Annotated in this window: 23 protein-coding genes and 3 pseudogenes; 15 read left to right on the forward strand and 11 right to left on the reverse strand. The window is 38.1% G+C overall.

The features are described from left to right. Positions 1 to 52: 52 nt before the first annotated feature. A complete protein-coding gene (locus MSWH1_RS16125; RefSeq protein ID WP_048129931.1) occupies positions 53 to 724 on the reverse strand; it encodes a dihydrofolate reductase family protein in 672 nt (223 codons plus the stop codon). A 68-nt stretch (positions 725 to 792) separates the two neighbouring features. Between MSWH1_RS16125 and MSWH1_RS20640 the strand changes: the two genes are divergently transcribed. The 4 genes and pseudogenes from MSWH1_RS20640 to MSWH1_RS21000 form a co-directional block, all read left to right on the forward strand. Further along, positions 793 to 1,008, forward strand: a complete 216-nt coding sequence (locus tag MSWH1_RS20640) for an ATP-binding cassette domain-containing protein (protein ID WP_255350470.1) — start codon at positions 793 to 795, stop codon at positions 1,006 to 1,008. 1 nt (position 1,009) lies between these two features. Continuing rightward, positions 1,010 to 1,699 carry an ABC transporter ATP-binding protein gene (locus MSWH1_RS20645; protein WP_304413478.1) on the forward strand — a complete coding sequence of 230 codons (690 nt, stop codon included), beginning with the start codon at positions 1,010 to 1,012 and terminating at the stop codon, positions 1,697 to 1,699. Next, a complete protein-coding gene (locus MSWH1_RS16135) occupies positions 1,692 to 2,138 on the forward strand; it encodes an ABC transporter permease (protein ID WP_048129932.1) in 447 nt (148 codons plus the stop codon). The genes MSWH1_RS20645 and MSWH1_RS16135 overlap by 8 nt, the downstream gene beginning before the upstream one ends. Positions 2,139 to 2,184: 46 nt before the next feature. Further along, positions 2,185 to 3,047 (forward strand): annotated as a pseudogene (locus tag MSWH1_RS21000) (RNA-guided endonuclease TnpB family protein); the annotation flags it as partial. Positions 3,048 to 3,672: 625 nt separating this feature from the next. On the opposite strand, the gene MSWH1_RS19465 reads toward MSWH1_RS21000, so the two are convergent. The 4 genes from MSWH1_RS19465 to MSWH1_RS16150 form a co-directional block, all read right to left on the reverse strand. Beyond that, positions 3,673 to 3,825, reverse strand: coding sequence for a hypothetical protein (locus MSWH1_RS19465; protein WP_156148216.1), 153 nt, complete (start codon positions 3,823 to 3,825; stop codon positions 3,673 to 3,675). Positions 3,826 to 3,933: 108 nt separating this feature from the next. After that, positions 3,934 to 4,140: a hypothetical protein gene (locus tag MSWH1_RS19470; RefSeq protein WP_156148217.1), complete on the reverse strand. Its 207-nt coding sequence runs from the start codon at positions 4,138 to 4,140 to the stop codon at positions 3,934 to 3,936. Next, entirely contained in the window at positions 4,140 to 4,982 is an 843-nt protein-coding gene (locus tag MSWH1_RS16145) for a bifunctional 2-polyprenyl-6-hydroxyphenol methylase/3-demethylubiquinol 3-O-methyltransferase UbiG (RefSeq protein ID WP_048129933.1), read from the reverse strand. The genes MSWH1_RS19470 and MSWH1_RS16145 overlap by 1 nt, the downstream gene beginning before the upstream one ends. 75 nt (positions 4,983 to 5,057) lie before the next feature. Then, positions 5,058 to 5,273: a hypothetical protein gene (locus MSWH1_RS16150; protein WP_197074603.1), complete on the reverse strand. Its 216-nt coding sequence runs from the start codon at positions 5,271 to 5,273 to the stop codon at positions 5,058 to 5,060. A gap of 63 nt (positions 5,274 to 5,336) precedes the next feature. Between MSWH1_RS16150 and MSWH1_RS19755 the strand changes: the two genes are divergently transcribed. After that, on the forward strand, positions 5,337 to 5,627 hold the full coding sequence (locus MSWH1_RS19755; protein ID WP_048129935.1) for a hypothetical protein: 291 nt from the start codon (positions 5,337 to 5,339) through the stop codon (positions 5,625 to 5,627). A gap of 271 nt (positions 5,628 to 5,898) precedes the next feature. Here the strand turns inward: MSWH1_RS19755 and MSWH1_RS16160 are convergent, their stop codons facing one another. From MSWH1_RS16160 to MSWH1_RS19480, 6 genes are all read right to left on the reverse strand, one after another. Next, entirely contained in the window at positions 5,899 to 6,387 is a 489-nt protein-coding gene (locus MSWH1_RS16160) for a permease (protein ID WP_156148219.1), read from the reverse strand. A 73-nt stretch (positions 6,388 to 6,460) separates the two neighbouring features. Then, a complete protein-coding gene (locus tag MSWH1_RS16165; protein ID WP_197074604.1) occupies positions 6,461 to 6,958 on the reverse strand; it encodes a hypothetical protein in 498 nt (165 codons plus the stop codon). A gap of 1,150 nt (positions 6,959 to 8,108) precedes the next feature. Further along, complete coding sequence (locus MSWH1_RS16170) at positions 8,109 to 8,657, reverse strand: B12-binding domain-containing protein (protein ID WP_048129936.1); 549 nt, start codon at positions 8,655 to 8,657, stop codon at positions 8,109 to 8,111. Between the two features lie 26 nt (positions 8,658 to 8,683). Then, on the reverse strand, positions 8,684 to 10,600 hold the full coding sequence (locus tag MSWH1_RS16175; protein ID WP_048129937.1) for a NosD domain-containing protein: 1,917 nt from the start codon (positions 10,598 to 10,600) through the stop codon (positions 8,684 to 8,686). Positions 10,601 to 10,935: 335 nt separating this feature from the next. Then, complete coding sequence (locus MSWH1_RS16180) at positions 10,936 to 12,507, reverse strand: PAS domain-containing protein (RefSeq protein ID WP_048129938.1); 1,572 nt, start codon at positions 12,505 to 12,507, stop codon at positions 10,936 to 10,938. Between the two features lie 446 nt (positions 12,508 to 12,953). After that, positions 12,954 to 13,313, reverse strand: coding sequence for a hypothetical protein (locus tag MSWH1_RS19480; protein WP_156148220.1), 360 nt, complete (start codon positions 13,311 to 13,313; stop codon positions 12,954 to 12,956). A 341-nt stretch (positions 13,314 to 13,654) separates the two neighbouring features. Here MSWH1_RS19480 and wecB point away from each other — a divergent pair. From wecB to MSWH1_RS19485, 10 genes and pseudogenes are all read left to right on the forward strand, one after another. After that, positions 13,655 to 14,725, forward strand: a pseudogene (gene wecB, locus MSWH1_RS16185) (non-hydrolyzing UDP-N-acetylglucosamine 2-epimerase). Between the two features lie 152 nt (positions 14,726 to 14,877). Next, positions 14,878 to 15,747 carry a glucose-1-phosphate thymidylyltransferase RfbA gene (gene rfbA, locus MSWH1_RS16190; protein ID WP_048129939.1) on the forward strand — a complete coding sequence of 290 codons (870 nt, stop codon included), beginning with the start codon at positions 14,878 to 14,880 and terminating at the stop codon, positions 15,745 to 15,747. Positions 15,748 to 15,749: 2 nt separating this feature from the next. Next, positions 15,750 to 16,784: a dTDP-glucose 4,6-dehydratase gene (rfbB, locus tag MSWH1_RS16195; RefSeq protein ID WP_082088188.1), complete on the forward strand. Its 1,035-nt coding sequence runs from the start codon at positions 15,750 to 15,752 to the stop codon at positions 16,782 to 16,784. A gap of 116 nt (positions 16,785 to 16,900) precedes the next feature. Further along, complete coding sequence (locus tag MSWH1_RS16200) at positions 16,901 to 18,034, forward strand: DegT/DnrJ/EryC1/StrS aminotransferase family protein (RefSeq protein ID WP_048129941.1); 1,134 nt, start codon at positions 16,901 to 16,903, stop codon at positions 18,032 to 18,034. A 43-nt stretch (positions 18,035 to 18,077) separates the two neighbouring features. Beyond that, positions 18,078 to 19,532 carry a pyridoxal-phosphate dependent enzyme gene (locus MSWH1_RS16205; protein ID WP_048129942.1) on the forward strand — a complete coding sequence of 485 codons (1,455 nt, stop codon included), beginning with the start codon at positions 18,078 to 18,080 and terminating at the stop codon, positions 19,530 to 19,532. A gap of 1 nt (position 19,533) precedes the next feature. Further along, positions 19,534 to 20,547, forward strand: a complete 1,014-nt coding sequence (locus MSWH1_RS16210) for an ATP-grasp domain-containing protein (RefSeq protein ID WP_048129943.1) — start codon at positions 19,534 to 19,536, stop codon at positions 20,545 to 20,547. A 46-nt stretch (positions 20,548 to 20,593) separates the two neighbouring features. Continuing rightward, the gene (locus MSWH1_RS16215; RefSeq protein WP_048129944.1) at positions 20,594 to 22,069 is read left to right on the forward strand and encodes a lipopolysaccharide biosynthesis protein; all 1,476 of its coding nucleotides are present in this window, start codon (positions 20,594 to 20,596) and stop codon (positions 22,067 to 22,069) included. 267 nt (positions 22,070 to 22,336) lie between these two features. Further along, a complete protein-coding gene (locus MSWH1_RS16220) occupies positions 22,337 to 23,503 on the forward strand; it encodes a TDP-N-acetylfucosamine:lipid II N-acetylfucosaminyltransferase (RefSeq protein ID WP_048129945.1) in 1,167 nt (388 codons plus the stop codon). 310 nt (positions 23,504 to 23,813) lie between these two features. Further along, entirely contained in the window at positions 23,814 to 25,091 is a 1,278-nt protein-coding gene (locus MSWH1_RS16225) for a glycosyltransferase family 4 protein (RefSeq protein ID WP_048129946.1), read from the forward strand. Between the two features lie 770 nt (positions 25,092 to 25,861). Further along, a pseudogene (locus MSWH1_RS19485) lies at positions 25,862 to 25,990 on the forward strand (IS21 family transposase); the annotation flags it as partial.

The raw sequence follows: 25,990 nt of genomic DNA on the forward strand, positions 1-25,990 counted from the left end.
GATATTGGTTCTTATTACTTTCTTATTCCTTTCTTATTCTTTTTTATCTCTTTTACTTTTTTAAAACCCTGTAAACAAGATGCACATATTTCTTTTCCACGATTTCATTTTTTACAAGTTCGAGTTGAATCCCGCTTTTCTCAATGCCTCTGAAAAGGTTTGTCCCATTTATCCCCACAATCTCCGGAGCCAGGACCAGGCTGATCTCCTCAACAAGCCCCTGTTCGAGCAGTATGCTGTTCAGTATTCCTCCACTGTCCGAGACCACAAGTTTAAAACCATACCGTTCATTTGCAATTTCAAGTGCCTGCTTAACATCCACACGTCCCGCTCCTGTCCGGATAAAGTCGTAGTCCCTTTCCCTGAGGTAATTGATGTAAGGCTCAGGAGTCTTTTCCGATACAAGGACGATCACATCTTTACTGTAATCGGAACGCCTGAAAACGTGCATCAACCCTTCGAGAACTCCACGAGAATCCGCGATCATCCAGTATGCCCGGGTGTCATCAGGCTGGATTTCAGGTTTTTTGAAGTCCGCTTCTTCTTCCGGAGGGATTTTTTCGCAAAAAAATTGTGTTCCCGCCTTTGCGGTGTTTGAACCGACTATCATGGCATCAGGCTCGTAACTGCCCAGGATTCCATAATGAACATCAAGGTTTGCCGTAAAGCCAGTAGTTGAGCCATCGAGACTTATGGTATTGTGTATAACCAGACTGGGTAGCATATTTTCACCTATTCTCCCAAATTAAGCATTCAATAAACTTATTCTATATTGGAAGATATTTAATCTGGATGCATGCTCTGGAATTTGAAGGCGTATCAACGTCTTTTGCAGAAAAAAATATTATCAGAGACATCTCTTTTTCAGTCGAGAAGGGCGAGATCTTCGGGCTGCTGGGCCCAAACGGGGCTGGAAAAACCACCCTTATAAGGCTGCTTCTTCATATAAAAGGAATCGGGAGAAATCCGGGTCTTTGGGGGTTCTCTGGATCCTGCTGCAAAAGATAGGATAGGCTACCTTCCTGAGGAAAGAGGGCTGTACCGGAAAACAAAGCTTCTGGATATGCTTGTCTACCTTGCACAGCTTAAAAATATCCCCAGGAAAAAGGCTCAGGCGCGTGCAGAGTCTCTTATGAAATCCCTGGACCTGTACGAACACCGGGGAAAAAAGGTAGAAGAGCTTTCAAAAGGGATGCAGCAAAAAATTCAGTTCCTTTCTGCTGTCATCCACGAGCCTGAACTTATTATTCTTGACGAGCCTTTTTCAGGGCTCGATCCCGTGAGCACGAAAGCCGTTAAAGACAAAATTCTCGAGTACAGGAACGCAGGCAGGACCGTTGTCCTCTCCACGCACATGATGGAACAGGCGCAGAAGCTCTGCGACAGGATCCTTATGCTAAATAAAGGCGAGCGAGTGCTTTACGGCACCGTTTCAGGGATCCGAAAGGAACACGGACAAAACTCCCTGCTTGTGGAGTTCGCTGAAAAAGGGAATCTGGGTATTATTCAGGAAATTCCAGGCATCAGAAAAATCACCGAGCGTGAAGGGGCAATTGAGATCTTGCCTGAGGAAGGCATAAGTGCACAGGCAGTTCTTCGAAAGCTTGTACGGAGAGCCGAAATCCTGCGATTTGAGCAGGCACTTCCCTCCCTCAACGAAATATTTATTGAGACTGTGGAGAGTGCTTCTGGTGAGTAAATTATCCGGAAAAACCTTTATTGTTGCCAGGCACGAGTTCCTGAAAACCATAAAGCGTAAAGAGTTTCTATTCATGACCTTTGCTTTTCCTCTTCTCCTTGCCGGAATCGCTATTATTCCCTCTCTGCTTGCCAGTACCACTCTTGCCGAAGACCAGAGGGTAGGCTATATTGACATGACCGGCTCCTTCGATATTCCAGAATCCTCAACCAGTGAAGGTTTTTCTGTAGGACCACTGGGGGCAAAGCCCTCAACTATAGAGTTTGTAAAGTACGAAAAGAACTCTGAAGCCAGGGAAGCCCTGCAGTCAGGGCAGATTTCTTCCTATCTTATAGTCCCTGCAAATTTCCTTGAGACCGGCGTGATTGAACTTTATATGAAGAAGCGTAAAACCCCTGAGTCTTTAGGTCAGGGATATAAGCGTCAACTTCAACCCTGATTACGTATGTAATATTCTGCTGACTCTTTACTCACATTTCCGATAAAAGACAGGATTCCCTAAGTTCAAGTCAAAGAAAAATCCTATACAGTCTTTCCCTGTGCCTCAGCATTACTCTGTAGACTTTGAAAATAACACTGTCAAGCTTCCTAAAATAGAACCAATTAAAGCAGTTCTACATAGAAAGTTTGAAGGCGAACTTAAAACAGCTACCGTTTCGAGAACTTGTAAAGGATGTTACTACATCAGTATCCTTGTTGAAGATGGTAACGAGCTTCCTGAAAAACAGAGCTTCTCCGAATCAACAACTGTGGGAATAGATGTAAGTATCAAAGACTTTGCTGTACTATCTACAGGCGAGAAGGTAGAGAATCCTAAGTACTTGAAAACTCTCTTAAAAGGCTCAAAGTATTACAGAAAAGAGTTTCAAGAAAACAGGAAGGTTCAAAGAACAGAGAAAAAGCTAAACAAAGATTAACCGTACTCTATGATAAAATAACAAATCAGAGAAATGATTTTCAGAACAAACTCTCTTTTAGACTTGTTAGCGAAAACCAAGCTGTAGCTCTGGAAACTCTGAATGTAAAAGGTATGGTTAAGAATCATCATTTCACGTTTATAGCTGCATTTCCTCTTATATTCATGCAGGTTATCCTTACAAACCCCGACAGCCCGCTTTCAGTTTTTCTTTCACTCTTTCCTTTTATCTCTCCTGCATCCATGCTTGCCAGAATGGGGACTTCGGAAGTGCCTTTCTACCAGATCACAGCGAGTTTCTTTATCCTCTTTGTTTCAATTCATGCAGTAATCGTGATTTCAAGCCGGTTGTTCAGGGTTTACCTGCTCATGTATGGAAAAAGGTCTGGGGTAAAGGAAATCCTGAAGAATATCCGGGAAGGTGGCAGGTGAGGAAAAATGAAAAACGATATTTTTCGATTTAGACAGTATCTCCGAATGATATACGGCATTTCTATACAACAAACTAACCATGTAAAAATGTAGTGCTGTTTCCAAATTTTGTGGGATCACTATCAATGGTTCCCTGATGATCCATTGACCTATACACTGGTTCAATGGAGGTAGCCACACAATTCTGACTTCTTTATCCGACTCAAAAATCCCTTAAAAACGCAAACTCTTAAAAAAATTGGAGTTATTAACTTCGAGTTTTCCATAATATTACATAATCCATACTAAAACTTAGCTTTCAAAGATGCATGATTTCCGATATCGTACGGTTTTGTTTGTGTAGTACTAAGAAATGAATTCTCGTAACTGTTCAGATTATCGAAGCGTCATCATTTGGCTACATCTGCTACATCTTTAAGTACATTTACTTTCCTTCTCTACTTTCCATTCCTTAATTGCAGGCTAAATTTCTCAAACTTTTTTCCAGACCTGATTTCTCAAGTATTACTTTCCATATTTAGTTTATAAGCCTGATAATCCAGGCTTAATTTTCCATACATTATTGCTGCCGTAATTCAGCAGCAGGGTCAGATAATCTTCAGATATTCCAGCATCAGGGCATCAATCAGTTCATCTGTTGTGGTTTCATTGCTGTCGTATAGCTCAAAAAAATTATCTTGTCCGGGTCGAGGGAGAGCATCTGCTCAGCGGAAACCATGTTTGTGCTGGATTCAGTATATGCGTTGCGTACATTGATGATGTCTTCCGTCATAGTCATCTAGGTTGATCCTGGACTGAAAGCGTAGCCTGCACCACCTTTGTCCTTAGCCCATGTCGGGGCGCCGAAGTACAGCACCTTTTTTCTCTTCCTCCGGGATATCAGCCGTCAGGCTGCGGATAAACTCAACATCCGAACTGATGGTTTACCCCGCATGTCGGTAACCGTGTGGTACTGTATCTGAACGGAGGGATTGAAACCAGAGGGATCGGAGTCAGAAGGGAGGGTCGAGCTGGAGGAAGTTTCCGCAGTGTCGACACATCTCGATACCAGAAGAGCTTCAAGAAGTACGCTGATGAGTATGAAAACTGGCATTAAACGCGCTGGTCCATCTCCCACCAGAGTTTTACTCGCATTGAATTTCCGGAAAGGACCAGTTCACTTCCATCTTCTTGCAGGACGGAGGAGAGGTATTCCCGGAGTATTTTTTCCTGGGCATCTGTCTCGACGCGGTATTCTTGTTTTAAGTCCTTGACAGCCGCATCAAGGTCGGAGAATACTCGGGTATATGGCAGTTGCAGGGTCTCCATGTTTGGGTAGATTTCCATATCATAGAGAACATGGAAAAGAACATCAGTCTTCGGACCGGAGCGGTACTCCTGACCGTGCAGGGTTGGCCAGAGCTCAATCATCCACTTTTCCCAGGGGGAAATTCCCAAAAACCAGTAGAGACATACACGCTTCGTTGCCAGTTTACACATTTTTTCCACGGCGGCACGGATGTCCGGCATCCCGAGAGAGTAGGAAGCAAATACGATGTCATAAGGGCCCAAAAGTTCTGCAGGGTCAACGTCTTCCCACTTCTTTGCAACGATTTCCAGATTCTTAACCCCTTCTATGAGGGCGAACTCCTTCATGACATCAACCATGCCTGCAGCAGGTTCCACGGCAGTTACATGGGCACAGCGGGTGGCAAGGGGTACTGCAAGGGTGCCCGGTCCGGCTCCTACATCAAGCACCCTGGAAGCCGGTCCTGCTCCCAGATCAGCAAATACCTTAGCAACTCTTTGAGGGTTTTTGTTTGAACGTGTGAGGAATTCGCGGGCACTCTCCTTTGATTCCCATATCGATGCGCATTCTCCTTTCCCTCTTCTGGAAAGGTTTTGCTCATATAGATTTTTCCAGACCTCGTTCCAGTCAATCTTGTGAATATCCATTCCTGTTTTCTCCTTCCGAACTCTATGTAATTTGGCTGTTGACCTCGAATTTGTAGGTCGTGAATTGGATTATTGTCATATTATCAGGGAATTGTTATTTCTTCCGAAGCGACGCAGTCTCTGGCAGCAATGCAGCGGGGCATAACCATCTGTAAGGTTCCACAAGAGGGTTTTGAAAGACGCCTGAAAGACGCTCTGAAAGACCGCTCCTGCAATTGCAAGCGCTCCTCCGACCGAAACCGTCTGAGGGATGCAGAGGATGTGGATATCCCATATAATGGTAGAATGCATGTTCTGCATTTCAGCCGAATTTCCCAGCCCCAGGTGGACCCGGAGAGTGGCAAATACCTCTGAGTGATCTCCGTCCCGCTCACCATAGCCCCTACAGCCGTAGCTGCAAGCAGGAATGCAAGTGCCTCATTAATGAAGATTTTATGCAGCTCAGAAAAATCCTCAACTTCTTCCCACCCTGCCCTTTTTAATATTTTATGTAGTGTCGTGTATTATGTCATCTATATGCTGCTCCGAAATGTCATCTATATGCTGCTCCGAAATGTCATCTATATGCTGCTCCGAAATGTCATCTATATGCTGCTCCGAAATATGATCTGTACAGGGGGGTCGCTGGCTATATTCATACATTAAGATAATATATTCACACAAAATATTTTTCTTTTTTAAGGTAATTATTCATAATACATATCTATACCGGTTTTATTAGCAACTAATCACAATAATCTGAAATAAAAAATAATCAGATGCAGAGAAGAACGGGGAAAACAAGAACGGTAAATACATGAAATAAAAAGAAGATAAATATAAAAAAGACTTCATTCACCTGTAAATAAAATTAACAAAGTAAACATCCTTCCAATCGGTAGAACTTCTATCCTATTAAAATGGAATAATGGAATAATTATCGATCCTTATCGTTAACAAACAACTCCGTGAGAGATCCTACGATTACTGAAGTCCCTAACATGTAGATGGCAAGTACGGCAGTATAGGTTATGCCGAAATAATGAACCATCACAGGTAGAAGCGGAAGTTTGACGGCACGGGAATAGAGAAAAGTACTGATAAAGGACGTTCTCATTCCACTTTTTTTAAGGTCTGAAAGGAGAGGGTACCATACATACATAGGACCTGAGCTAAGGATTCCTGTTCCGATTGAAAAGAACCAGCCTTTTATTCCCGCATGCTCTCCCAGATTCTTTATTACCTTTTCGGGTTTCACAAAAAGTTCGAAAAGGAACAGGAAAATAAAAACCAGAATAAGAATAGGGAGCACTTTCAAAAGGATCGAATACGTTCCTTCCAGAGCTTCATTGAATAATTGAGGAAACGTAAAATATATTGAAATGTAGACTGCAGCCATCAGAGCCAGAAAGTAGTACTGTTTCATGTTACGACCTCTTTCTTCATAATCTCTTTCCACATAAAATCTCCATAAATATCATAGCCTCCCAATCACTGTCTCAAAACAAAACTCCGATTATCTCCACGGTTATTACCACCAGTACGGCTACAGGAACTGAAACAATAAAGCAGATCAAATTCCTTGCCAGAGCAAATTTTTTCCCGAGTAGGTCGATCTCGGCAGGAAGGTGGATTAGTCCTACAGTAACCCAGGTCAGTAAAAAAGCCGTAACCGCAATAAGAGAAACGCCTTCACTGAGAAGCTCGCCCCCTACAACATAACTGGTGATAGGGTTTCCTGCTGCAACACTTCCGATTATACCTCCCAGCAGTGGGTCGAGAAAAATGTTGCCAGAAAATATTTTCGAATAAGCACCCTCCGGAACCGCAGCGTTCAGGAGGCTGATTGCAGAGATGACCCCTAGCAGGAGAGGAATACTCTGGTTTATCGTATTTAGCGTCTTCTTTACACTTTTTTTCAGACGGGACCTGCTTTTGGGACTGATTATATGTGTACCACCTTGGATTTTCCGGGATTTTTCAGTAAAACCTTTCAATAGCTTATAATGATAATTTTGATTACCCTTCATAAAAGCTTAATTGATGGAAATAATTCCTTTTAAAAAATAACTACAGTGTCTTCGAATGAGATATAGGATTCTCACACGGCAAGCTAACCATATAAAAAAGTAGTGTTATTTCCAAATTTTGTGGGATCACTATAAATGGCTTCCTGATAATCCGTTGAACTATACTCCAAGTCACTTGTTCAATGGGAGTAGCCACATGATCATGATTTCTTCATCCGACTCAAAAATTCCTTAAAAATGGAAACTCTTAATTAAATTTGAGTTATTGAGTTATTAACTTCGAGTTTTCCATAACATTACACAATCCATACTAAAATAATAACACAATCCATACTAAAATAATAACACAATCCATACTAAAATAATAACACAATCCATACTAAAATAATAAATAAGTGAGCTTGTATTCGTGAATAAATCTAAAAGTTCATAAAGTGACCCGAAAATACTGTTATAGCAGAGAGTTTGAGGCTAATTAAGTTACCTTTTCTCAAGTATACACTGAAGATTCCTTTTCTCAGGTGTACACTGGAGATTCGGGGAAATCGAGACTCATCAAAGAAACATGGATTCTATCGACATGATTTTATAATATTACTTACATACTTATAATTGGTTCATAAGGGATTACTGTAGAATGGAGCAAATGCAGGACAGCCTCAAAACTGATCCAGTAATGATACTTCATGACACAGGATACTGTAGAATGGAGTAAAAGCAGGACAGCCTCAAAACTGATCCGGTAATATTATACTTCATGACACAAGGTAAACCTTGTGAACCACCTGACTTTCTCTTTTACTTCTGACTTTCTCTTTTACTTCTGACTTTCTCTTTTACTTCTGACTTTCTCTTTTACTTCTGACTTTCTCTTTTACTTCTGACTTTCTCTTTTACTCAACGCTCAAATCCCTTAACTACTGCTTTTTTCAACTAACTACTGTTTTTCTAAACTTTTTTCCTGTTGGAAATCCTGGCCATTACTTTTGCTTCCCCCTTACTTTTGCTTCCCCCGGCGCTTTGTGAAAGATGGCTTTCCAGAAATTTCGATTGGGAGCACCCCCACCTCCCAACCATTCACATCATCCTTTTTCAAAGATTGCCGGGTTCCAAAAACTTATCTATGGCAGCTTCCACAACTGGTACTTTCATTAGCCGAAATATGAGTTTCGGGGATGCTGCCGTTCAACAGGGCAGATTTCGCCTTGAAAACAGCGTCTTCCGGGCCTGCAGCATAGATGTCAGCTCCTATCTGGTCAGCCCAGGCCTGAGTAATCAGCGATCCTCCGACCCCTGTTATTACCTTATCCCGTATCCCTGTGGCTTTGAGCTGCTCTTCAATCTGGATCTGCCGGATCATGGTGGTACTCATGGAGGCTGAACTGAATACAATATCTGCTTCTTTCTCTTTTGCTTGTGCAGCAAAGCTTTCAGCCGAAATCCCGTCTCCAAGATTAATGACTTCAAAACCTTCTTCTTCAAGCGCAGCCGCAATACTATCCTTTCCGTAAGTGTGAGAATCTCCTTCAACAGTGGCGATTATGACTGTCCCTGCACTCTTGGTTTCCTGTCCACTGGAATCTCCGGCTGATACCGGGAAAACTAATTGAGAAACAATCATTCCCAGGACTAACAGAACAAGTAGATTCAAATTCTTTCCGTACATATTTTGTTCTCCTTTCTTCTCCGGACTTACTCTGTCTTATTGCACCTGTTACCGTCTGTAGTTTCTGTATTTTTTACAGTTTTCCCGAATACAAGGGGGAGAAAATCATAATTCGTTTCTGTTACGTTGTAAGGAAGGTCCGCAATCCGATCTCCATCCTCATCCGGAGCTGTTTCTGAGAATCCATCTCCTTCCGGAGAAGCCCAGAAATTCCCGCCAAGGTAAGGCCCTCCTGCGATATTCATGCCCTCAGTCTTTGAAATGTTCCAGGTATTTGTTCCGTAGTCTTCGGCGTTCTGGCTGTTATTCAGGTAATTGTTATAGATTACATTATAATTCGAACCTGTCCCATCGGTCCAGTTCGGGTTAAAAGAGATTCCTACACTATTTCCTGAAATATTATTTCCTGAAATTGTATTGTTGCCGCAGCCTTCTGTATATAGTCCATAGGAACTGGCTGTGATGGTGTTATTTTTCAGGGTATTCTCTTCACTGGCCCCGTAGAGATAGACCCCTTCATAAGCCTCTGAAAGGAGATTTTCTTCAAGAGTATTGTTACAGCTTGCATCCCCAAGGTCTATACAGCACCAGCTGCTCGAGGTAACTGTGTTTTCTTTCAGGAGGTTGTCTGTGCTCACATCGCAGAGCCAGACCCCTGCCATGTTGTTTGAAGCCTTGTTTTCTCCTACAAAGCAGTTTCTGCAACTGCTTAAGATGAAGGCATCTCCTTCATTTGAATTGACAGAATTGCCCCTTAGAGTTGTAATAGAACAGTTTCCGAGGTAAATCCCATGTTCGTTGTTTGAGATGTTGTTTCCTTCAATAAGAGAATTTTGAGTATTGTACAGGTAAATTCCAAAACTGCAGTTTTCAAGAACCAGGTCTTTGAGGGTGATATTTTCACAGTTAATGCAGTAGACAACTCCTGCATTCGAACTTGAATCAAGAGTCTGATTTGAAACCCCTACAAGATAGTATATCGGTTTTCCATCCACCGTATTGCTGGTGTCTATGGTGTTGTTCATTTCTCCTCTGTAGTGATAGGTATAAGCCCCGAAATTCCTGCTGTTGCAGGACATTTTGTTGTTTTGAAGCGTGTTGGAGTTTGAGTCAAGATAGATTCCCCACTGGTTTGATTTTACCCTGTTTCCTTTCAGGGTACTTACATTCGAGTTTCCGAGGTATATACCGTACATCGCGTTTGATTTTGCGATGTTGTTTTTGAGCAGGCTTTCCCCTGAATCGAGAAGGTAGATTCCATAAAAGTTGTTTGATGTTTCCGAGTTAAGTATACGGCAGCCAGATGAGTTTTCCATGTAGATCCCAACGGCTCCTCCGAAAGCGCAGTTATTTTTGAGGGTATTGTTTTGGGATGAATTAAGATAGAAGCCGTAATGACGGTTAGAGGTTGCCCTGTTATCTTTAATTATGTTCTGTTCTGAACTTTCAAGCCAGATCCCGTCATCACTGTTAGATAAGCGGTTATTTTTCAGAGTGTTCTCATGCGAATCTCTCAACATAATGCTTCTCCAGTTCTCAGAAAAATAGTTATTACTGATTTTACTCCCAGAAACCCCGTCAAGGTAAATACCATATGTTGAATTTGCTCCTTTCAAAGTGAATCCGCTGATTTTTACAGAATCAGAAGTCACATGGAACAAAGGGATTTCCGGGTCCAGGGGAGCGATTACGGTTTTTTTTGGATGAGAACTCTCTGAGCTTATTTTCAGAGATTTATTTACGAGTACGTTTTCACTGTATACACCTTTTCCAACAAGGACAATGTCTCCATCAGAAGCAGCATTTATAGCCTCCTGAAGACTCCCGTATGCTCCTGTACCTCCTCCTTCTTTCACATAAAGAGTAGTTGCGGCTGCGGAACCTGATATAAGGATAAGCAGCGTAAAAACAACAGTAAATATGAGTATTCTCTTCCCTTTCAATAGTTGTCATCCTCCTGTAAATGAACCCCGATTTAGTCTTCGCTTATGATTTCTTAAAGGAATGCTGGAGGAGTCTTTCTCCTGAGTACGCCCTGGGGTTTGAGCAAATTCCAAAGAGCAAATGGTCCTAAAAATCTACTTGCAGTCCATTCAGCAAAGCCCTTGTCCAGCTTAACCTTATGCAGAGTCTTAAATGGGGTCCGTAGCTGATTTAAAAAAAGAGTTCTGTTTTTATTATTTAGACCTGATTATTTGGGTAACAACTTTATTCTTTTACTGCTTATTAAGATTTGAGAACTAAGAAAGGAAACCAGTGGACTTTTGTCCATAGCTGGTTATGATAGGTCCGCCTGGATACAGACAGGAGCGATGTGGTTTACCACCTGGAGAGCGATGCTTTCAAGGAAGTTACGGATGTTCCAGGGAATCTTATCCAGGGTACGGGAGGCAAAATTCAAGCTGCCTATGATTTCTTTACCATACTTAAGAGGGATTACCGCAACTGCTGTAATTCCTTCTTCCTTTACCGCTTCAACCATATGTTCCGAGTAAAAATCCAGGGAGTAAATGGGCTTTTCGGTCCAGATCTGTTTTGACTCATTTGAGTCTGCCTTATATTTTGAAACCTTTTCTTGAAATTCAGGTGAAATTCCCCGGGATGCAGTAAGATTTATCTGGTCCAGGAGTTCGTCCTTAATATATACGCCTCCGGCATCCAGCCCGTTTATCTGCAGGCAGGCATCAAGCATCATGTCAAGAATGGCATGAAGATTCCAGGTAGTATTAAGTTTAGTTCCAAGTTCCCGCTGGATCTCAAGCATTTTCTGGGCTTCTTTTCGTTCGGTAACATCTACAACAAGACCCTGAAAATGAGTTGCTTTCCCTTCTTTGTCCCTCTGGATAAAGGTTTTCTCATCCACCCAGAGCATTTTTCCGTCCCCTGTGAAAATTCTGTACTCAATACTGAAAGAATCCTGACCCTCTGCGATGTTGCGTTTGAGGGTTTCAATAACCGTTCCAATATCATCCCTGTGAATTATGCTTCCGTAAGGGATTTTTCCTGAAGTGAAATCTTCTACAGTGTAACCGAACTGGGCCACGTTTTCCGAAACATATTCTGCAGGCAGGTTTTCTTTGTTTTCCCACAGAAAAGCTACTGCAGGGCTGTTGCTGATTATGGTTTTCAGCAGCCTCTGCATTTCAAAAGATTTCCTGAGAGCTTCTTCGTTCTCTTTTCTTTCAGTTACATCAAGGACAAGCCCCTGTAAGTGGGTTACTTCCCCGTCTTCACTCCTCTGGATAAATGTCCTTTCGCTGACCCAGCGCAGGTCTCCGGCTTTTGTGAATATCCTGTACTCCGCGTTGAAATCAACTTCACCTCTCCGGATGCGCTTTTCAAGTGTCTCTTCAACTTTTTTCAGGTCATCGGGATGGATGATATCTCCATAAAGGATATCGCCGGAAATAAAATCCTTAACCGTATACCCAAAATGGACAACGTTTTCCGAAACAAACTCTGAAGGCCACTTTTCCTTATTTTTCCACAGGAAAACCACTGCAGGACTGTTGTTTACCACGGTCCTGATTATTTCCTGCATCTTCAGAACAGATAACAGGTCTACAATCCCTATTGCTGCAACAACCTTCCCGTCCTCCGAAAAAATAGGAGAAACAACCACATTCCTGCCGAGGTATATGCCTCCCTTCGGGACTCCACGCACGGTCTTTCCGGTCCTGAGCGCCTCTTCGAGTACAGGTCCCGTATATTCCCTGTCAATTATTTTCCCTTTTTCCAGGCGAAGCCCCTTTTGATTGAGACTGCGGATGGTGGTTGGAAGCTCTAAAAGGGAATGGACTGCAACTGCAATTGCCTCAAGTTCCTCAGGTCCTGCATTTTCAGATATCACAGAAGTAATTCTTTTACCCCCAGAAGGATTATGATATTTTAAAACTAAAGGTAGGAACATTTCATCAGGTAAAATATAGTGCTGAAAATCAATGCCCAACCATTTCGATACGATATTTTTCAGAGAATATATATTCGTTCTTCATTTATATAAAGGAGATTTTTCAAATCCTGACTTTTCGGTCATACATGATATATTTATTCAGACTCACATTCAGGATCTATTAAGAGCCTATTAAAGACCTATTAAAGACCTATTAAAGACCCATCCAGGACCGATTTTTTGATTGAAAAACACGTATATCCACCGTGATCCTTTTCGCTGCTTTCAAGAGGACTACTCGATGAGTTATTTCAGTGAGCTTCACTCAAGCAGACTCTTCCGAGAAATTAAGAAAAAAAATGAGAATCAAAATAAACTCCAGCTGAAAATCACGGGAAAAAAAATTAAAAGCTTTCCTGCATTTCTGTATCTCCCTGAGCCTTTACCAGGCATCCAAGAGTGCAGTAAACGGCTTTATCAGCCACTGATTCCAAAACAAAAAACTCTGTGTTGCAGATTGGACAAATTTTTTTTATGTATTTCACGAATAAACCACCTGAAAATAAGTTGTCTAAACTAAAAAACGCGCTTAAAATATTTAAAATGAACCCGCATGATTTAGGCATAAAATCCACACCTGAAAACGAAAAAATGGAGGCTTGAGCCGCCATTTGTTTTAAAACAGAAATGTTATATTTACTTAGTCCCGGCCCCCTTCCCAAACTCCCCCGGCGCAACCGGACCAGAATAACAGCAAAACCCATCTCTCCGACCCCTCAAACACCTGCATCCCTGCACCTTCTTCCATCAGTCCACATATTTTATCAACCCACAAATGCCCCCACTTTCCGGAAACCCTTAACTTTTTTTAAATAATTCCCGCATCGATTTTTTAGTTACACATTTTTATAAAATTTACCATAATTCAGCATAACTCCATAATGATCTATGCAAAAGAGAGAGCATAAATAAGAGAATACTACACGAGAAATACATGCGTTATGGCTGAAAGATAGAAACCAAAGGACTTAAATAATTATAAAGTGTAATTTACTAAAAATTATGAAAGTAAGGATATATTTTCTGGCAAGGACGCGGTAAAAATATGAAGATTGCAATAATTCTCGGCACAAGGCCTGAAATTATAAAAATGAGCCCTATAATCAGAGAATGTGAGAAACAGGGCATAGAATATTATATACTGCATACAGGCCAGCACTACAGCTACGAAATGGATAAAATATTTTTTGAGCAGCTGAAACTCCCGCAGGCAAAGTACAATCTTGATGTTGGATCAGGTCTCCACGGAAAACAGACCGCAAAGATGCTCGCCGGAATCGAAGAAATCCTGATAAAAGACAGGCCAGATGTTGTCCTCGTCCAGGGAGATACAAATACGGTCCTTGCAGGTGCCCTTGCTGCGTCCAAACTTCAGATTAAAATCGGCCATGTGGAGGCGGGTTTAAGGTCCTTTGATCGAACAATGCCCGAAGAAACCAACAGAATTATTGCAGACCATACTTCCGATTATCTCTTTGCACCAACCGAGACCTCAAGAAAATACCTGCTTAACGAAGGCATCCCCGAAGAGAAAATTTTCGTTACAGGAAATACGGTTGTCGATGCAGCTTACCAGAACCTTGAGATCTCTAAAAACGGAGTCGATATCCTTGAAGAACTCGGCTTGAAAGAAAAACAGTACTTCGCAGCTACGGCCCACCGCGCAGAAAACGTGGACAGCAAAGAACGTCTCGGTGGAATCCTTACCGGTTTATCTCAAATATACAAAGAATTCGGCCTCCCAATTATCTTTCCAGCTCATCCCAGGACCGTAAAAATGATAGGAGAATTTGGCTTCAAAGTGCCTGAAGGCACAAGGCTGATCGAACCCCTCGGTTACCTGGAATTTTTATAGCTTGAAAGCGGAGCCAGACTTATCCGTACAGACAGCGGAGGTGTGCAGGAAGAAGCCTGCATCCTCAAAGTCCCCTGCGTGACGCTTCGGGACAACACAGAGAGGTCGGAAACGGTGGATGTTGGTGCAAATTTGATTGCAGGAACCGGCGAGAAGATAATTCTCTGTGCCCGGCAGATGATAGAATCAAAACCCGAATGGGAAAACCCCTATGGAAACGGAGATGCTGCAGAGCTGACCCTCGGGAAATTACAGAATTGAATAGATCAATTGAACACAGCAAAACGAAATCCAGTAACTTAAAATCCTCAAATTAAATTCACAATTTTAAAATTAGAAAGATAATTTTTAAAAGGTGGGAACAGAATGTCAAAAATTTGGGTATTTGAGATCTATTTGAGAGAGGAAAAGAGATGAAAGGAATTATCCTTGCTGGTGGTAATGGTACACGTCTTTATCCTATGACAAAATCAATATCAAAACATCTCTTACCTATTTATGATAAGCCTATGATTTATTATCCTTTATCAGTATTAATGTTGGCAGGAATTCGCAAAATATTAATCATTTCGACTCCAAAAGATATTCCCCTTTATCAAGGGTTACTTGATGATGGAAGTCATTTAGGCTTAAAAATTTCATATAAGATACAGGAACAACCAGGGGGAATTGCAGAAGCTTTTTTACTTGGTGAAGAATTCATAGGAAATGATAACGTTGCTTTAATTTTAGGGGATAACATATTTTATGGTCAAGGTTTGGTAGAACATTTAAAAGAAGCTGCATCTAATAGAAAAGGAGCAACTGTTTTTGGATATTATGTAAGTAACCCAAAAGATTTTGGCGTTGCAGAATTCGATAAAGACAGAAATGTAATTTCAATTGAGGAAAAACCAGAAAATCCAAAATCAAATTATGCGGTTCCTGGCCTGTATTTTTATGACAATCAAGTAATAACAATAGCAAAAACAATAAAACCTTCTGCTCGAGGAGAACTTGAAATTACTTCTGTGAACAACGAATACTTAAAAAGAAAAGAGTTGCGGGTTCAGTTGTTAGGACGAGGAATGGCGTGGCTTGACACTGGAAGCTGCGAAGGTCTTCTAAAAGCAGCAAATTTTGTAGAATCCATTCAAACTAGACAAGGCTTATACATAGCATGTTTAGAAGAAATTGCATTCCGTAAAGGATACATCGATAAAGAAAGTTTATTAAATCTTGTGGAGCCGCTGAAAAACACCGATTACGGAAAATATCTCATTTCTCTATTTAAGGGGGTTTAAACATAGTAACGGTTTTAGTAACAGGTGGAGCAGGATTTATCGGAAGTAATTTCATAAGGATCATGCTTGATAGGCACAAAAATTACCGCATTATCAACTTGGACCAATTAACATATGCTGGAAATTTAGAAAACTTAAGAGACATTGAAACTAATGCAAATTATTCCTTTGTTAGAGGAAATATTTGTGACAGATTATTGGTTGAAAGAATAGTGTCAGAAAATAATATTGATTATATAGTCAATTTTGCTGCTGAATCGCATGTAGATAGAAGCATAAAAGATCCTGAAATATTCATCAAATCAAACGTATTAGGTACTCAAGTATTATTAGACGCTGCAAAAAAATATAATATAAATAAATTCCTACAAATCTCCACTGACGAGGTTTATGGTTCCTTAGGCAACACAGGATATTTTACAGAAAATACTCCACTTTCCCCCAATAGTCCTTATTCAGCGAGCAAAGCGAGTGCTGACTTGTTAGTAAGAGCTTACTATAAGACATTCGGTTTAAAAGTGAATATTACTAGATGTTCAAACAATTATGGGCCTTACCAATTTCCAGAAAAGCTAATCCCATTGATGATTTACAATGCTATAAATGGGAAAAAAATTCCGGTATATGGGGATGGATTGAATATTCGTGACTGGTTGCATGTGAATGATCATTGTTCTGCAATTGATTCTGTACTTCAAAATGGCAAAATTGGAGAGGTATATAACATTGGGGGAAACAACGAGAAGACAAACATTGATATTGTGAAAACAATAATAAAAATTCTTTCAGAAAAACTTCCCGAAAGGGATATATCAGAATCATTGATCTCTTTTATTGAAGACAGAAAAGGTCATGATCGCAGATATGCGATCGATGCAACAAAAATAGACCAGGAATTGGGCTGGAAACCTCAAATCGATTTTGAAGATGGAATAAGAATGACTGTTGATTGGTATCTAAACAATAAAAACTGGTTAAATTCCATCATAAATGAAGATTATAGAAACTATTACCAGAAAGTGTATGGTGGATTGTGAATATTCACATTCCGTATATAGGATACAGATGTAATTATAAAAAATGTATTTACATTAATTATCATACTGGCTGATAAAAACTCTAGATTCACTAATTGACAGGGTGGGAATATGAGATGATCAATATCACTAAAACACAGTTGTCGGACCCCATTAAGCTAGACAAATATGAGGCAATTAATGTCACTAAAACATATTTGCCTGATCGCACTAAGCTAGACAAATATATAGACAAAATTTACAGCACCGCATGGCTGACCAATAATGGACAATTAGTAAAGGAACTGACCGCAAGGCTTGAAGAATACTTAGATGTCCAAAACCTGTTACTTGTAGCAAATGGAACTCTTGCCTTACAAATTGCATATAAAACTCTTGGGGTAAGTGGACAAGCAATAACTACTCCATTTAGCTTTGTAGCTACTACCAGTTCTCTCGTATGGGAAGGCATTGAACCCATTTTTGTGGATATAGATCCTGAAACATTCTGTATCGATCCATCCAAAATTGAAGTAGCTGTAACACCAGAAACTACAGCGATAGTACCAGTACATGTATTTGGCAATGCATGTGATGTGGAAAAAATTGAAAACATTGCACAAAAGTATGGGTTGAAAACTATCTATGATGGAGCACACGCCTTTGGAGTGCAATATAATGGTGAAAGTCTGCTATCCTACGGTGATGCAACAATACTTAGTTTCCACGCCACTAAGCTTTTTCACACTATAGAAGGTGGAGCGATCATCTTCAAAAACAAAAAAGACCTTGAAAGAGCTAAACTGATGATTAACTTTGGTATTAATGGACCAGATTCGATTGCAGAACTGGGTATAAATGCTAAAATGAACGAATTTCAGGCTGCAATGGGTCTTTGTGTTCTGGATGAAATGGATACAATATTGGAACAAAGATCTGAAATCTGGAGCTGCTACGAAAACGCTCTCAAGGATCATGTGAAACTACAAAAGCGCAACTCTCAATGTAACAATAATTACAGCTATTTTCCAGTGCTTTTCGAAAGCGAGGAAAAGCTTATGGAAGTCAAAAATGCTATGAATGCTGCTGGTATTAATCCAAGACGATACTTTTACCCCTCTTTAGATACACTTGAATATCTACAACCACATGCGCCTCAAACAGAATCGAGGGACATTGCGAGTAGAATTATGTGTTTACCGATTTATTCAGGGTTAAGAACAGAAGATACTGAATTAATAATTATGACAGTAAAAAATGCTTTTAATTAATTATTGAGGAGAATATTACATCCAACTTTATGGGGTTTATGATATGAAAAAAACAACTAATTTAAGTGGTTTAAGAGATATGGGAATTGGATTAAAATATGTTCCTCCGAATTCGATTAACCACCAGAACCTGGTTGATTTTCTAATAGAAATAGATCATGATTTCGTCACCCTTCTCAGCGAAAGGGTAGATCTTTTTGAATATGCTGAGAAACTAAGAAAAAATGCCAATTTTTATATCGCTTATAATTTGGGCAGTGATAATATATTGGGATTTATTGCTTTTTATGCCAACGATAAGAGAAAAAAAAGAGCATTTATTCCTATTATGGGAGTTGCCAATTCTTTACGTGGAAAAGGAATTGGGGGAAGACTTATTGAAATGACACTTTGTCATCTAAAATCAGACGGGTTTGAAAAAGTGGCTATGGAACCTTGGGAAAATGGTCCTGCAAGACCTTTGTATGAAAGAAAGGGCTTTAAATTTGTAAATAAGCTTTCAGAAGAACAAAATGGAATGTGTAGGATTAACATGGAGTTATATTTGAACCCCTCTATAAGCACATTTGATTTTAGTCCTACAAAAGTTGAGCAAAAAAAAAGGATCGGAAATAAGTTAAATATTAATTTGATCTGCAAAAGAGATGATTTATTCTCTTTTACAGGCGGTGGAAATAAGGCTCGTAAACTACATTATATATTAGCAGAAGCGCAGAAAAAGGGTTATAATGCAATTGTGACTGCAGGTGGAAATCAATCAAATCATGTAAGGGCAACTGCAATATTTGCTGCTAAGCTTGGTTGGAAAACAATTATGATCATACATGATTTAGAACCAAATAGAACTTATGTTGGGAACCTAAAATTAACCAAGCTTGTAGGTGCTGAATTAAGATTTGTAAATAAGGAAAATGTTGCCCAATCAATGGATAAAGCAATGACTGATTTACGAAATGAAGGTTTTAATCCGCTTTACATTTGGGGAGGGGGACATTGCGTAGAAGGATCTTATGCATATTATGAAGCTGTGAAAGAATTAAAATCTCAAATTGGATCTCAAACCATAGATTTCATTGTGCTTGCTAGTGGTACAGGTACTACTCAGGCTGGAATAGAAATTGGATGCAGAAAGTTTTTACCAAAATGTAAGGTAATGGGTGTGTCGGTTGCAAGAGATTCGAATAAAGGAAAAAACGCTGTGTTAGAAAGTATGATTGAGCTTAATGATTTTTTAAATAAGCCAGTTGACATTCCCGAAGATATTTTCTTTGATGATACCTGGAAAGGTGAGGGTTATGAAAGTATCTATCCAGAATTACTTGAAACAATTCACTGGGCAGCAAGAACAGAAGGTCTTATTTTAGATTCAACTTATACAGGAAAAGCATTTCATGCGTTAAGAAATTATGTGTCTAAAGGTATAATCCCCAAAAACTCAAATGTAGTTTTCTGGCATACTGGAGGCTTACTTAATTTAATGGCTTCAGATGTGATTTAAAATGAATATATTATTAACCTCTGTTGGACGCAGAACATACTTGGTGAAATACTTTAAAGATGCGTTGAATAATGTTGGGTTAGTATATGCTGCAAATAGCAATCAGACTTATGCTATGCAAATAGCAGATAAAAGTATTTGCACTCCCTTGATCCATGACCCTGTATATATTGATTACTTGAGGGGTTACTGTTTAAAAAATGAAATTAAAGCAATTGTTCCTTTATTTGATATTGATTTGCCAATATTAGCTAATTCAAAGAAAAAATTTAATGAACAAGGAATTCAGGTTGTAGTATCAAACTACGAAACTACACAAATCTGCAACGATAAGTGGAAAACTTATAAATTTTTGACTTCAATTGATATTCCTACTCCAATGAGTTTTATTTCAATAAAAGATTGCTTGGAATCTATTAATAACAATACAATTTGTTTCCCCTTAATTATTAAACCTAGGTGGGGAATGGGTTCAATTGGAATATATCAAGCAGACAATTTAAGTGAACTCGAAATTTTATACCAAAAGACAAAAAGAGACATATTAAACACTTATTTAAAATACGAATCATGTGTTGATTTGGAATCAAGCATAATTATCCAAGAAAAGCTCCTTGGAGATGAATATGGTCTCGATGTTTTCAATGACTTAAATGGGAATTTTCTGACTTGCATTCCGAAACAAAAAATCGCTATGAGAGCAGGTGAAACGGATAGTGCTATAATAGTAGAAAATAAAGATTTATTTGAATTAGGAGAAAATATTGCGATAAAACTAAAACATGTTGCAAACTTAGATGTTGATTGTTTTTTGGTAAAAGGAACTTATTATGTATTAGAGATGAATTGTCGTTTTGGTGGACAATATCCATTTTCTCATCTTGCGGGAGCAAATTTCCCTAAAGCAATAATCAATATGTTAAGAGGTGAACGTGTTAACAAGGAATTACTACATGCTATTCCTGGAACTATTGGGACTAAAAATATTGAACCCAAAATATTAAACAAAAATTGAATAAAAACGAACCCAAAAACAATTATGCAGGGGAATAGGACTAAAAATGGAAGCAAATGATACCCTCCGCCACAAAACGATTACAGGGATAATCTGGACTTTCTTTGAGCAAACCTTTAGAGTTGGGATTCAGACCATCACTACAATTATATTAGCGTGGTTCTTACTTCCTGAAGATTTTGGTCTTATGGCCATGATCGCAGTCTTCTTTGCTATTGCTAACTCTTTAATGGATTCCGGCTTTACTCAAGCCCTCATTCGTAAAAAAGAGGCTAGCCAAACTGATTATTCCACGGCTTTCTATACAAATCTAGTGTTGGGACTTTTAGTTTACGCACTTCTTTTCGCCTCTGCACCCTTCATAGCCAGTTTTTATGATGAAACAAGATTGATAGTGTTGGTTCGTGTAGTGGGATTGGTAGTGATTACCAATTCATTTCAACTGGTGCAGGTAGCAGACCTTACCCGAAAGTTGAACTTTAAAGTCCAATTCAAAGTTACTCTACCGTCCGCTATATTTTCCGGTGTTGTGGCAATCTTCATGGCAGCAATGGGTTTTGGGGTATGGAGTCTTGTAGCTCAGATGCTAATATCATCTTTTGCTGCTACAGTACTTTACTGGATTATTAATAAATGGAGGCCCAGTAAAGACTTTAGTGTAGAATCACTTAATGAAATGTTTGGCTTTGGTTCAAAACTATTAGCATCTGGCCTAATAAATACTGCTTTCCAAAATATTTATGTCATAGTTATTGGCAAACTCTTTTCAGTTACACTGGTGGGATACTATTTTTTCGCCCAGCGAATTCAGATGCTTGTTGTAACACAATTAACAGGTGCAATACAAAAGGTTACCTATCCGGCACTGTCATCCATACAAGATGATAATACTGCACTTAAGGTATTTTATCGGAGAATTATTCAGGTTGTTACCTATATTGTCTTCCCTTGTATGATAGCACTTGTAGTGTTGGCTAGACCTCTATTTAGTCTTATGCTGAAAGAAGACTGGTTACCCGCAGTACCTTATTTGCAGCTATTGTGTATAGCAGGTATATTGTATCCCCTTCATGCAATCAACTTGAATATTCTCATGGTTAAAGGTCGATCAGACCTCTTCTTATATTTAGAAATAGTTAAGAAACTCATGATTGTGATAATTTTATTGGCTAGTATACAGTATGGAATTTTTGGCATATTAATAGGACAGATAGTTAGTTCATTCATAGCTTATATTCCCAATAGTTACTTTTCAATTAAATTGATTGACTATTCAGTACCAGAACAGTTGCATGACTTTATCCCTACGCTTCTATTAGCTGTTACAATGGGAGTTATTATGTATACCATAGGTTTAATTTTATCAGTTGGAGAATTTGTTTATGTTTTGGTGATTGGATTGGCGGGAGCTACATTCTATGTGTTAACAAACCATTTGTTAAAAATGCCGGGACAGTTGCTAATTTTGCAGATAATAAAAGAACAGTATTTAAAAAGGGTCAGAATCATGGACGAAACATGATATCTAAGAAATAATGAAAGAGTCGGGATGGACAATAGATATTCTACAGAGTCATTATTTTAATAATTGTCTCTTCGATGTTTCAAGTGGTAATTTATGTTCACGTCCCAAATCTGTGATCACCACATATAAAATTAAAAGCATTTGTTGTGTAAAATCGTATTTAAGATCGATATTTATCATATTTCCTTGGCAAAGTTATAACAATAGAATTATTTTCAACTTGGACAAAACAGCAAAGAGTATAATAATTTAAAAGGTGCAACTATGATTGAGAATATAAAAATCCTTCATCTCACTTCTGATAATATATTTACGGATGCTGCTTACAAGAATTTTGAGTCCGTAGCGCCTTTGTGCAATACATTTTTAATACATTCATTAAATAAAAAATTAAAGAATATTAAGAAGACCCCGGTTGAATTCATTAACCCAATTTCATTCAAAAATCCGTTTTTTATGAAATCATTAGAAAAATATGATTTTATTGTTCTTCACTCACTAAATGAATTTAATCAAGAAGTTGTGGCACATGCCAGTCCGTGTTTAAAATTTGTATGGATTGGCATGGGACTTGATTACTATGATATTATATATGAAGATCGTGAGTCCCTATACCAAGAACAAACCAAAGATATTATTAAAGGTTTGGCCAAGAAAAAAAATTCGACCAGTAATTTGTTAAAGCGGCTTGCGAAAAGCATATTCTACAAGAACTTAGAAAAAAAAGCAATCGTCGAAAAAATTAATTTTTTTGCACCTGTTCTGGAAAATGAATATGATATGGTTGCCTCTAAGTTTAAATCTAACTTTCCAGATTATGTCAATTGGAACTATGGTAGCACGTCGGAAATTATTGAAGGAAAAATGAAGCATAGTAACCTAAATGGTAACAATATACTTGTAGGCAACAGTGCTACGCCTACAAATAATCATTTGGAAATTTTTGGTTTTCTAAGAACTCAAAATATGAATGGAAAAAAAATAATATGTCCGTTAAGCTATGGTGATTCTGAGTATGCAAGTATTTTGAGAAATAAAGGCAAAGTTTATTTTGGGAATAGCTTTTTAAGTGTCGATGAGTTTATGCCATATGAGAAATATATAAATTTAATAAGTTCTTGTTCTAATGTAATAATGAATCATCATAGGCAGCAAGGAACGGGTAATATTTTAGCTATGTTATACTTGGGTGCCAAAGTATTTTTGAACGAAAAAAATCCCTTGTATGCATATTACAAAGAAAACGGCGTAGTAATATTTAATGTGGATGAATTATATAAAAACTCTTCTTTATTGGATTTGCATTTATCAGAAGAAGATATTGAAAAAAATAGACAAATTCTAAAGTTGAGATTTAGTGAGAAGACGGTATTAAGTAAAACAGAAAATTTAATAAAAAAAGTAATTTCTTCGTCGAAGTCTTCCGATTAACTTCACCAGTGTACCAAAAGTTCTATATTGCGACAAGAAGCTGTGTTAGAATCCTACTACAATGATTTCAAACTAAGTCTATATTCACTTCATGTTGTGAATCTACTAGGAATCTTATCTTTCCTAAGTTTCTGATTACGAAAATGGTTCTAAAACTCTTATTGATTTGAGAATAAAATTGGTTTTGAGATGAGCTCTTAATAAAATATTTCTCCTAAGAGAAAACTGTAAATCAACTTGCAAGTATATTGCCAAGATTGCTTTCCTTTTAGGCAAATAAAAAATAATTTGTTTATACAGGAGGAAATTAATGGTAAATAAAAATAATAGAAATGAAATAGATATTTGTATAATTAGCCCAAGCCCACTTGAGACGAATACTGTTAGAGGAGGCGGTTGTGGGGTCATGGATTATAATGTAGCACTAGAGTTATCAAAATATTACAAAGTTTCAATTATAAGTGCTTATTATAAAAAATATCAAGGATCTATAAAGATAAATAACAACTTCACTATAGAACAAGTTTTTATTCCTGCCCCTAAAAATTATCCATTCAAATCCAAGTTAGAAGCCACTATAAACTTTTTTATAACATATTTGTTTTCACTCTTAGTAGCAGTAAAAATTTCAAAATTAATTCAGAAAAACCTGAAAATTATTATTGTCCATAATCCTCAAACAGCGTTCCTATCGATATTATTAGCTAAAGTAAGAAAGGTAAAGATAATTTATTCAGAGGGTAATACGACTCCCTGGACAGATCCTTATGTTATAACATTTAAGAGAAATTTATTGCAAAAATTGTTTCACTTGTATAACCTTTATTTCAGTATATTTGCCTGTAAGTTGGTCGATAAAATAAGAACGCAAAGTAATTCAATTAAAAAAGGAATGGTTCAATATGGAATAGATCCAAAAAAAATCAAAGTTATCGCAACTGGAGTAGAAATAAATATATTTAAACCGAATAAAGAAATAGAAAAAAAAGAAACCAATATAAAAATAGGATTTATTGGAAGACTGACTGAAATCAAAGGTGTAAATTTATTAGTACAAATTGTTCAGAAATCAATTACAGAACTTCCAGATGTTAGATTCCAAATATTTGGGGAAGGACCGTATAAAAAATATTTTATAGATTTACCAAATGTTGAGCATTTAGGAGCTGTTCCTCGAAATAAACTGAACGGTTTTTTATCTAAATTAGATATCATTTTATTCTTTCAAAAGGAACTTGGAAGAGCAGAAGTTGAAGCCATGTCTTCTGGGAGAGCAATCATTGCATGTAGGATGGGAGAAATGACAGAAATGATTAATCATCTCGAAAATGGAATACTTTGTGCTCCTGAGCCAAACGAATATATCAAGGCTATCAAGTATTTATCGGGAAACTCAATCTTGCGAGAGAAAATTTCCAAAAATGCTAGAATGACTGCGGAAAATTCATTTACCTGGGAAAGTATAGGAGCTCAATGGAAATCTTTATGCAGCGAGTTAATTGGAAGTAAAAAAATGTGTAAGAATTCAGTCTACCAGAACCAGTTGATTGATATTGATTTTGACGAAACAGAGAAATCTGATTACTAACTGATTATAATTTACATTTCGATCCCCCCTTAAAAATTAAACATAATTTATTTTTTAATAATATTGATTACGGCCTCAAATGGATTTTTTTGTCAAAGTTTTTTTAAATAATATCTTTCAGATACTATCTTCATAAAAAAAACGGATCAATCACGACCTATATAAGCACTGAATCGTTTTTTCATTAAAGTTTAGTATGATAGATTAATAATTGGTCATATGTAAACCTAACAACTACACACAATTACGGAGCATTATTTCAAAATCGTCATCATCAAAAAGTATCAAAAATTAAATGTCGACCTGCCGAAGGTAAGATACATTTTACATTTCGACCCCCCTTCAAAATAAAACATAATTTATTTTTTTACAATTTACATTTTGATCCCCCCTTTCAAAATAAGGTGATTTTTTTCACCAACTGGCTAAACTTTTTTAATTTACTGTAGATACAAGCTCAACAAAATCAAGGATTTTGGCTGAATCCCATGATTTTCCAAAAACTCCCGTTCAAATTTGTAAAAAATACCACGAAGTTAACCTATTTTTCAGCGAGATCTTATGGAATATTGAATAATTAATTCAGAAGATAGGACAAAATGAGTAATAAACTGTACAAATAAAAAAAATAAGTAGTTTTTTTGAGGGGGGTCGAAATGTAAAATACATCATAATTCTACAGAAATTTTAGAAAATTGAATAAACTTTATATAAAAAGGTTGGAAAATTCTATACCGCCCAAAATGGAAAAAAGTTGACCGCCCTTTACACAAGTTCACATGTGGTTGGAAAGGGTAAATTCAACTGTCCACGGAACAACCAATCAAATTCCTCTTGAACGCTTTAAGGAGGAGAACCTGAGCCCTCTGGGCCAGGTTCCTCCTTACAAAATTGTCCAT

Origin of the sequence: Methanosarcina sp. WH1 (genome assembly GCF_000970005.1) — an archaeon.
Lineage (GTDB): Archaea > Halobacteriota > Methanosarcinia > Methanosarcinales > Methanosarcinaceae > Methanosarcina.

Excerpts from the sequence above, each read along its gene's own strand:
- MSWH1_RS16125 (WP_048129931.1), bottom strand. The coding sequence starts at position 724 with ATGCTACCCAGTCTGGTTATACACAATACCATAAGTCTCGATGGCTCA.
- MSWH1_RS20640 (WP_255350470.1), top strand. The coding sequence starts at position 793 with ATGCATGCTCTGGAATTTGAAGGCGTATCAACGTCTTTTGCAGAAAAA.
- MSWH1_RS19465 (WP_156148216.1), bottom strand. The coding sequence starts at position 3,825 with ATGACTATGACGGAAGACATCATCAATGTACGCAACGCATATACTGAA.
- MSWH1_RS19470 (WP_156148217.1), bottom strand. The coding sequence starts at position 4,140 with ATGCCAGTTTTCATACTCATCAGCGTACTTCTTGAAGCTCTTCTGGTA.
- MSWH1_RS16145 (WP_048129933.1), bottom strand. The coding sequence starts at position 4,982 with ATGGATATTCACAAGATTGACTGGAACGAGGTCTGGAAAAATCTATAT.
- MSWH1_RS16150 (WP_197074603.1), bottom strand. The coding sequence starts at position 5,273 with ATGCATTCTACCATTATATGGGATATCCACATCCTCTGCATCCCTCAG.
- MSWH1_RS16160 (WP_156148219.1), bottom strand. The coding sequence starts at position 6,387 with ATGAAACAGTACTACTTTCTGGCTCTGATGGCTGCAGTCTACATTTCA.
- MSWH1_RS16170 (WP_048129936.1), bottom strand. The coding sequence starts at position 8,657 with ATGTACGGAAAGAATTTGAATCTACTTGTTCTGTTAGTCCTGGGAATG.
- MSWH1_RS19480 (WP_156148220.1), bottom strand. The coding sequence starts at position 13,313 with ATGGGTTTTGCTGTTATTCTGGTCCGGTTGCGCCGGGGGAGTTTGGGA.
- rfbA (WP_048129939.1), top strand. The coding sequence starts at position 14,878 with ATGAAAGGAATTATCCTTGCTGGTGGTAATGGTACACGTCTTTATCCT.
- MSWH1_RS16200 (WP_048129941.1), top strand. The coding sequence starts at position 16,901 with ATGATCAATATCACTAAAACACAGTTGTCGGACCCCATTAAGCTAGAC.
- MSWH1_RS16205 (WP_048129942.1), top strand. The coding sequence starts at position 18,078 with ATGAAAAAAACAACTAATTTAAGTGGTTTAAGAGATATGGGAATTGGA.
- MSWH1_RS16210 (WP_048129943.1), top strand. The coding sequence starts at position 19,534 with ATGAATATATTATTAACCTCTGTTGGACGCAGAACATACTTGGTGAAA.
- MSWH1_RS16215 (WP_048129944.1), top strand. The coding sequence starts at position 20,594 with ATGGAAGCAAATGATACCCTCCGCCACAAAACGATTACAGGGATAATC.
- MSWH1_RS16220 (WP_048129945.1), top strand. The coding sequence starts at position 22,337 with ATGATTGAGAATATAAAAATCCTTCATCTCACTTCTGATAATATATTT.
- MSWH1_RS16225 (WP_048129946.1), top strand. The coding sequence starts at position 23,814 with ATGGTAAATAAAAATAATAGAAATGAAATAGATATTTGTATAATTAGC.